Source organism: Exiguobacterium sp. s142 (assembly GCF_018618455.1).
Taxonomy (GTDB): Bacteria; Bacillota; Bacilli; order Exiguobacteriales; family Exiguobacteriaceae; genus Exiguobacterium; species Exiguobacterium aurantiacum_A.
On the sequence record NZ_JACSMB010000032.1, the window covers coordinates 1 to 8,208 of the forward strand.

Genomic DNA, 8,208 nt, shown 5'->3' on the forward strand with positions numbered 1-8,208 from the left:
TGACCCCGGAACAATATCGGGGCCATCTGATCGCCGCATAGAACACGTGGGCTTTTTATTAAACTGTCCATTTTACGGGGCTCAGTTCAGAACGACGTTTGGGGGTTCTTCGACGTAGCCATAAAACATAAAGTCCGATTCCCGTGATCCACAGGAAGTGCATGTAGAGCGAATCAGTCAGCCCGACTCGATACAAATGGACGAGATACACGGCATATAGGAATCCGGCGATGAGCATGATAGTGAAGTAGACGAGCCTCATTCGTGATCGCCTTCGTTCCATCCAGGCAGTTGCTTCGTCACTAAAAAATAAGACGATGTGAACAATGCGCCAATCGCAAGTGCGGTCCATTGCGGGTGAAGCGGTTGTCCAATGAGGGATAGGTAGAGACTATACACCATATAAGCAGCCGAAAGGATGAGGCAGACAAGTACGGTAAGCATGACCTTCATTTCGTCTCGCTCCATTCAAGCTCATTCAAATGTTTCATGAACTGGAAAAACGAGACGATTAAGAAAAAGGCGGGCATAGACCAAATCCAACCACCATAAAACGGACCTTGCCATAGCTCGAGCGAGATCAGGCAAGCGAAACCTAGCGAGATGAGTGAAGCAAGTAGTCGCATAGTAAACCTCCAGAGTGTCGTTTGTCTATAGTACGCATCCAAACGCTAAAAGGTTCCTAAAAAACCATTCCGCGAAAGCGAGATGGTTCATGTGCCACAAAACGTCTGATACGGATACGTTCGCTCTGGTCCCGGCGACACGTAACGCCCGTAATCGGCTTCGTAGTCATACGGCTGACGCAACACGTCAAGCAAGGCGGTTGTCGGACCGAAGTCACCTCGTTCAGCTGCCATGATCGCTGATTCGACGTGATGGTTGCGCGGGATGACGGCCGGGTTGTGTTGGCGCATGAGTCGCGCCACATCTTCGTCCGGGAGAGCTTGTTCAGCGAGTCGTTTGCGCCATGCCGAAAGCCAGGCCTTCCCATCGTCACGCGACGCGAACGGAAGTAACTCCGTTTCTCCTAGCGTGAGCACGCGGAACGTGTTCGTGAAGTCGGCCTCGGTCTCCATCATAAGTCGGAGCAGTTCGTCCGTCAGCGCGTCATCGCCGTCTTTACGGACGTAGAGACCGATCTTATGGGCGAGTCCGGGGAAGTACGCTTGTTTATAAATCTCCGTATAATCGTTCAACAAACGATTGGCGATATCGACGGCAGCTTCCTGCGTGTCGGCGAGCAGCGGCAACAGCGTCTCGGCGAGTCGGGCCAAGTTCCACGACCCGATATACGGCTGGTTCGCGTAGGCGTAACGGCCCTCGCGGTCGATCGAGCTGAAGACGGTGTGCGGATGGTACGAGTCCATGAAGGCGCACGGGCCGTAGTCGAGCCCTTCACCGCTGATGAACGTGTTATCCGTGTTCATGACGCCGTGGATGAAGCCGACGAGTTGCCAGTCGGCGATCAGTTTCGCCTGACGTTCGATGACGCGTCCGAGGAACGCTTCGTAGCGGTCAGGACGACCTTCAAGGTCCGAGTCGTGACGATGGATCGCATAGTCGGCGAGGGCGGTGACGTCATCGATCGACCCGGCCGCGGCCGCGTATTGGAACGTGCCAACGCGGATATGGCTCGAGGCGACACGCGTCAGGACGGCACCGTGCTTCGGCCCTTGACGCATGACCGGTTCACCTGTCTTGACGACGGCAAGTGCCCGGTTCGTCGGGATACCGAGCGCGTACATCGCTTCACTAATCAAATATTCACGTACCATTGGGCCGATAGCGGCACGGCCGTCACCACCGCGCGAGTATTCGGTCGGTCCTGAGCCTTTCAACTGCACGTCGACCCGTTTATCGTTCGCTGTGACGTGTTCCCCTAAGACGAGGGCGCGTCCGTCACCGAGCATCGTGAAGTTGCCGAACTGATGCCCGGCGTATGCTTGCGAGAACGATGTGTCGGTCTGCCGATTACCGGACAGGAGTGCCACGTCTTCTTTCAATGCATCAATATCGAGTCCGAGTGTCTCGGCGAGGGGTTCATTCAATAAGACGAGTTCTGGTTTGTCGACCGGGTTGATCGGCCCACGGTCGTAAAACATGTCACGAAGTTCGACGTATGTCGCTTCAAAGTTCCAACCTGTGTCTTTCATCTGAATTCCTCCTATCTCTGTTCGCTTCGAGTATAGCACAGCCGATTCTCTGCGTAGGTCTTCGTGAATTTTGGTAAGATGGGAGTGAAGTGTTAGAACAGGGGTGGGTTAAAGATGGAGACAAGACAAGACGTATTTGAATGGCTGAACGGACAACTGCGGTTCGGGATCAAGCCTGGATTGAATCGAGTCGAGTGGATGCTCGAGACGTTAAAAATTGACGAATTGCCGTCGATTCACGTGGCCGGGACGAACGGGAAGGGATCGACCGTCGCGTTTTTGCGGGCGATGGCAATCGCTGAAGGGTTGAACGTCGGGACGTTCATCTCGCCGTACATCATCCAGTTCGAGGAGCGGATCATGTTGAACGGCGAACCGATTCACGAGGTTGATCTCGTCCGTATCGCGAACCGTGTCCGTGACCGTGCCGATGAGTCACCGGAGACATTGACCGAGTTTGAACTGCTGACGGTCATGGCGTGGCTGTACTTCCATGAACAGCAACCGGACCTCGTCATTTGGGAAGTCGGTCTCGGGGGCCGGCTCGATTCGACGAACGTGTTGAAGCGACCGCTCGCGACGGTCGTGACATCGATCGGGCACGACCATCAAGGTATACTCGGCGATACGCTCGCAGAGATCGCCATGGAGAAGTTCGGCATCATGAAACGAGGTGTCCCGATGTTCCATAGTTTGGACGATGCGCAGTTGATCACGTTGCTCGAACAACAAGGACGGACGATGAAAGCACCGGTGCATGCCGTCACACCGCTCATCGAGTCGATCGAAGGCGGGGCCGACACAACCGTTACATATGAAGGACTGCCTGCTGCGGCGCTCGGCTTGACGGGTCATCATCAAGCCTACAACGGGGCGTGCGCCGTCGCGGTCGCCCGTCATCTCGGGTGGAAGACCGAGTCGATATTGACAGGGCTTGAGACGGCACAACATCCGGGGCGCTATGAGATCATCTCAAAAGAGCCGCGGATCATTTTAGACGGGGCGCATAATGCGGAAGGCGTAGCGGCACTCTGTGAGCAACTTCGTCTAGAAGAAGATGTCACCGTGCTTGTCGCGACTCTTGCCGATAAGGACCGTGAAGCGATAATCAAATCGTTAGGGACGACCGCGACCGTTTATGAGACGACGTTCGACTTTCCGCGGGCACGGACGAAAGACAGTCTAATCGAGGACGGGGCCCGTTACGTCGAGTGGAAAGATTGGTTGGCGGAATGGGTACGTTCGCCGCGCTCGAAAACACTCGTCGTGACGGGATCGCTTTACTTTATTAGTGAAGTGAGAACGTATTTCCAAAGTTTTCAAAAATGACCTTGCGTTATGGATAAATACGGGGTATGAATGAGTATGAGAACGTATGTCATCATCACTTCATCATCCAAGGAGGAAATGCAGCATGGTCAGTCAACAAAGATTGAAACGACCCGTATCAGCGCTTGTCGCGATCGTCTTTTTAACATCACTCCTTACTACAACTTTTTTTGAAATTTATTCGACCGTATCGGCAAGTACGCCGATTAAACCGGTGATTTTAGAAGTGACGGATATTCCGAAACAAGTGAACGGGAAAGTCGATGGAATTAGTGTGGGAGATGATTTCGACGTTCAAAAAATGTCGATAAAGCAATTCAATGCATTACGTTATGATCTACTTGGGCGTTATGACGCGATCGTATTTTCTCCTTCAGGTGCTGAAAATGGGAAAAAATATAATCCTGAGCAAGTCATATATAACTATCAGAAACCTGTAAGGGATAATGGTACGCCTTATAATGAAGCGGATAATAAATACAAAGCATATATTGAGTCTTTATATGCTACAAAGGAAAAAGATAACGACTTAACTACTTTACGTGTAATTGATTTATCGAGAATGATGAAAGCAGGAATTCCGGTATGGGTACACGAGGATGCTTTCTCAACTCTAACTAATCAGTCTATCGTGAGAAACTTTGAGTCACTCAAAAATGAATCGGATTTAAAAATATTCAACCGAACAGCGGACGCTTCTAACGAAATCAAGCAAGTGTTCCAACAAAGAAAAATGACAAAACTTGAGGAAGTCACAGTCAAACAGAATGGGGAACTTTTAACGAATCAGGTGTCAATCGCCAACGCTGGTAATTTTGCAGTTCGCGGAAAAGCGATTGATTTTTCATATTCGTTGAATTCAACCCCATCTAACGGAGCAACGGTCGAGCTCTATATTGATTTCGACAGTAACGACCGATTCTCTTTAGAAGAAAAAGTTATGACTGTGCCGGCGAAGTTGAGCGATACACTTTCCTATACGATTGATGCACCAAGTTACACAAGCCCACGTTATTGGAAAGTCGTCGTAAAGGATGAATCGAATCAAACATATCATTATCGAACGGGACGGTTTTTATTAAAAGATGAGTTTGCAAAAGCGAAGATTTTACAAGTAACAGTCTCTAAAAATGATGGCAGTAGTTTGTTTCAAACGTTTAATGACAGCTTAGACGAAAATGTAGGTGAAACTAGCAAAAATATGCTGAATGAAAGTGGGCTCTATGATTTTGATTTGGAAATCACAGACCTAAAGAGCTTTGAAAACAAAATAAAAAAAGCAGATAAAAATTCTCCGGACTATGATCCTGCTATTGAAAAATGGTTTTATGAGAAAGACCTAATCATTTTTGGATTCAAAGATTCGTTTGGTCGTTTAGATTATAATGGAAATTTACAGAATTATTCGGAGTATGCTGCTGCAATTCCGAATACGACGAAAGCCCTCCAGGAATTTATTAAACGTGGGCAAGGTGTGATGTTCTCACACGACATGCTCTATCGTTTACCGGGTGAAAATGGTTATAAAGAAGATCCATCAAGCCAGCGCGAATGGGAAACAGCATTTGGGCAAGACTTTGCCATCAAAAATTTAATCAACTTCGGTAAACGAGGCGTATATACAACTACAAAAGTCGAGCAGGTTGCAACTGGGTTATTCACGGAATACCCTTACGCTTTGCCAACTAAGCCGACAAATAATATGGTTTCAGAAACGCATAGTCAATATTTCTCGCTTAACATGGCCAACGAGGATTTGACGGTTTGGTATAACCTTTCGAGTGACAAGCATACGCCCGGAGATGCGGCGCATCATTATTACATGTATACCGTCAATAATCTGACGTATACTGGAGCCGGTCATAAGATGACTTTCCCTCAAACACCAGAAAAACAGATTTTTGTAAACACGATGTTCCGCGCATTCATCGGATCCAACCATGCACCTAAAATTGAGGTGCTTTCTCCACCACTCGAGAATAACGTACGGTCCATCTATGATGTAGAACCTCTTTATTTAGCCTGGAACTCAATCGATTACGATTTTAAAGACCAAAGCTTACAAACCCGGGTCGTCATTGACGGCAAACAGATTTTCCCTAAACCAACTTCATCTAAACCAACCTATCAAAATGTGAAAAATAATGAAGTGCAAAGTCTCTTCCATCAACATGATATCAAGGGAGACGGAACACTTCGTGTAGAGATTGAAACGAAAGATAGCGGTGGGGCTGTGGCCACGGAAAAATTTGATGTGAAGGTGAAACCTTCTAAAGAAGCAGTTCACGTATCGCGAACAGTCTCTCCTACGATTGTGGAGGTTGATCAAAGGGCTACACTGACATACGACGTATCGACAAAAATGCCTGATATTTCTCGACCGAACGAAAACTCATATAAGAAAGAGACTTGGGAAATTCAAGTGAATGAAGTCGTCCCTAAAGGTTATTCTCTATCAGAAACTCAACCAAAAGGATGGTCGATTGATGCTGAGAAGAATATAGTTTCAGCGAAACTTCGTAAAATTGACAATAACCCGATTGAAATTTATGATGCACTCCAAAAGGCTTGGATTCCATTCAAAGGGAATGAAGAGATTCAACTAATAGCCAAAACGATTGGAGACTATGAGTTTACACAAGGGACCTACACGTATAAATTTGTCGGAGACCATGCCTCGAACAATAACGCCAACGGTAAAGATATTGTTCAAGAAGGGGATGGGAAGTTAACTGAACTACGTACCTCGATCACAGAAAAACAAATCAGTTCTATCCAATTGAATGGACCGATTGAACTCGAAGTGGGCGATACTTTTCAGCTTGTCCCAAACATTCAACCGGATTCAGGTAAAAAGTTGAACTTGATTTGGAATAGTTCAGTAAAAGATGTAGCAACCGTCGCGTCAAGTTATGTAGACAACAGCGGGATTTTGACGGGGATTACACCGGGAAGTACGAAAGTGAAAGTAAGTTATACAAAAGGGAATCAAACCATTGTTTCAAATGAAATTGACGTAATCGTTATTGATCCCGTGAAGAACTTTAAAGTGAATTCTCTTGAGCTATTAGTCGGACAAAGTGGTACATTAAAACCGACTGTTGAATCAAAAACGGAAAAATATCAAAACTATGTCTTTGAATTTGTGGAAGGCAACGACTTAGTGACACAACAGTCGGATTCAAAACAAGTTAATGTAGTTGCCAAAAAACCTGGGACGGCAAAAGTGAAAGTATCACTCGTCAATCAACCGATTGGTCGAACGATTGCACCGATTTTGGCAACTGTGAAGATTTCACTTCCAACGATGACGTTGACTCCAAAAACGGACGACCTTTGGGTTTACCAAAAAACGAAGGAAGTGGATGGAGAACTCATCTCAGAAATGGTCAGGGAAAGTGTGACCTTGAATTTGAATCAAAATACGGACAAGCCGCTTCCGATTGTTTGGTCGATTGCAAATCGAGACCCAGCGCTTCAAATCGTTGGCAGTTCAACCTCGGAGCGAGTCGAAGTGCAAGCTATTCAAGGCACATATCCGATTGTAGGACCGATTATCGTCACCGGTGCCTTCCGTGATTTTAGTGATCAATTCGTCAGTTCACAGATTACTGTGAAAGAATATCCACAACGTATTGTCTCTCCGAATATAGAGCTATATGTTGAAAATTCGCCGTTCGTCTACGCACCACAGTTTTACCCTGCGACTTCAACCGTACGTGGCTATGGTATGCGAGTCGTGCAAGGGAATGATGTTGTAGAAGTGATTGACAATACGAAGTTAAAGTTAAAAAGACCAGGACTTGCAAAAGTTCAAGTAGCGACAGAGGATGTTAGTCGTTACTTTGGATCTGGTGAAGGCCCGGAAGTTGTTTACTCTGAATTCTATGTGCGAGTAAAAGAAGGTTCAGATCCTAATCCAGAATCTCCAAATGATGCAGGTGACTATTACTGATGACTTCGAAGAAACAGAAATGGATTGGTGTAGGAGTTACAGTGATGCTTTTAAGCATCACTGTAACGTTCGTTTATATTCATCTTCAAAAACAAGCGTTAGAAGAAGCGATTGTATCATTTGATCAGCAGCAAGTAGAACAGATTCTCGACAGACCATTCATCGAAGCGGAAGAGCAGTGGATGGATCTTGCTTACTATTACCACAATACCGCTTCTGTCATTTCCTTGTATGAAGCAGGTCTACCATTAGAATCTGAAGAATGGATTAAAATAGCTGACACGTCTTCTGTAGATGAGTTTCAAAAGATGATTGAGTTAGGTGCGCCTCTCGATGTGAAACAGAACGATCGTTTATTGATCGAGGGTTTATATGGAATGAATGATGACCCCGAAAAGTGGCTAATTGCACACGAACAATTGCCTTATTCTTATTGGGTCAAATATCCACAGTTGCTACAGATAATGGTGACAGAAGGAAATACGAACGCATTTGAAGACATGATTCGTCGGATGAAGCCAGAAGACATTCCATATGACGAAGTTGTTCCATTGATTTTGCGTGCGTATCAACCTCAAATGTTAACGGTTCTGCGTGAAAAGGGCTATACGTTAACCACTCAAGACATCGCATATGCAAAAGAATTGAACGTACAAATTAAATAAGCGAGAGGCCGCGGTGAACTGCACCCTGTCAAGTAGACAGTCGAAATAATAAAAATCGTTTAGACGGCTTCAGCCCTGAATTCTAATGGGCTGAGGCCGTTTA

General features: G+C 46.4%; 6 protein-coding genes. 3 read left to right on the forward strand and 3 right to left on the reverse strand.

The window, feature by feature from the left end; genetic code table 11:
• Nucleotides 1-258: 258 nt before the first annotated feature.
• The 3 genes from KNP77_RS15440 to KNP77_RS15450 form a co-directional block, all read right to left on the reverse strand.
• A complete protein-coding gene (locus tag KNP77_RS15440; protein ID WP_214891672.1) occupies nt 259-453 on the reverse strand; it encodes a hypothetical protein in 195 nt (64 codons plus the stop codon).
• Nucleotides 450-626, reverse strand: a complete 177-nt coding sequence (locus KNP77_RS15445) for a hypothetical protein (RefSeq protein WP_161568081.1) — start codon at nt 624-626, stop codon at nt 450-452. The genes KNP77_RS15440 and KNP77_RS15445 overlap by 4 nt, the downstream gene beginning before the upstream one ends.
• Nucleotides 627-713: 87 nt before the next feature.
• Nucleotides 714-2,156, reverse strand: coding sequence for a protein adenylyltransferase SelO (locus KNP77_RS15450; RefSeq protein ID WP_214891674.1), 1,443 nt, complete (start codon nt 2,154-2,156; stop codon nt 714-716).
• Nucleotides 2,157-2,270: 114 nt separating this feature from the next.
• On the opposite strand from KNP77_RS15450, the gene KNP77_RS15455 reads away from it, so the two are divergent.
• From KNP77_RS15455 to KNP77_RS15465, 3 genes are all read left to right on the forward strand, one after another.
• The gene (locus KNP77_RS15455) at nt 2,271-3,485 is read left to right on the forward strand and encodes a bifunctional folylpolyglutamate synthase/dihydrofolate synthase (RefSeq protein ID WP_214891676.1); all 1,215 of its coding nucleotides are present in this window, start codon (nt 2,271-2,273) and stop codon (nt 3,483-3,485) included.
• 85 nt (nt 3,486-3,570) lie between these two features.
• Nucleotides 3,571-7,440 carry a DUF5057 domain-containing protein gene (locus KNP77_RS15460; protein WP_214891678.1) on the forward strand — a complete coding sequence of 1,290 codons (3,870 nt, stop codon included), beginning with the start codon at nt 3,571-3,573 and terminating at the stop codon, nt 7,438-7,440.
• Nucleotides 7,440-8,105 carry a hypothetical protein gene (locus KNP77_RS15465; RefSeq protein ID WP_131506823.1) on the forward strand — a complete coding sequence of 222 codons (666 nt, stop codon included), beginning with the start codon at nt 7,440-7,442 and terminating at the stop codon, nt 8,103-8,105. The genes KNP77_RS15460 and KNP77_RS15465 overlap by 1 nt, the downstream gene beginning before the upstream one ends.
• Nucleotides 8,106-8,208 lie beyond the last annotated feature (103 nt).

Bases quoted from the DNA above. Each gene is read 5' to 3' on its own strand.
- KNP77_RS15460 (WP_214891678.1), top strand. From the start codon at position 3,571: ATGGTCAGTCAACAAAGATTGAAACGACCCGTATCAGCGCTTGTCGCG.
- KNP77_RS15445 (WP_161568081.1), bottom strand. From the start codon at position 626: ATGCGACTACTTGCTTCACTCATCTCGCTAGGTTTCGCTTGCCTGATC.
- KNP77_RS15440 (WP_214891672.1), bottom strand. From the start codon at position 453: ATGAAGGTCATGCTTACCGTACTTGTCTGCCTCATCCTTTCGGCTGCT.
- KNP77_RS15465 (WP_131506823.1), top strand. From the start codon at position 7,440: ATGACTTCGAAGAAACAGAAATGGATTGGTGTAGGAGTTACAGTGATG.
- KNP77_RS15450 (WP_214891674.1), bottom strand. From the start codon at position 2,156: ATGAAAGACACAGGTTGGAACTTTGAAGCGACATACGTCGAACTTCGT.
- KNP77_RS15455 (WP_214891676.1), top strand. From the start codon at position 2,271: ATGGAGACAAGACAAGACGTATTTGAATGGCTGAACGGACAACTGCGG.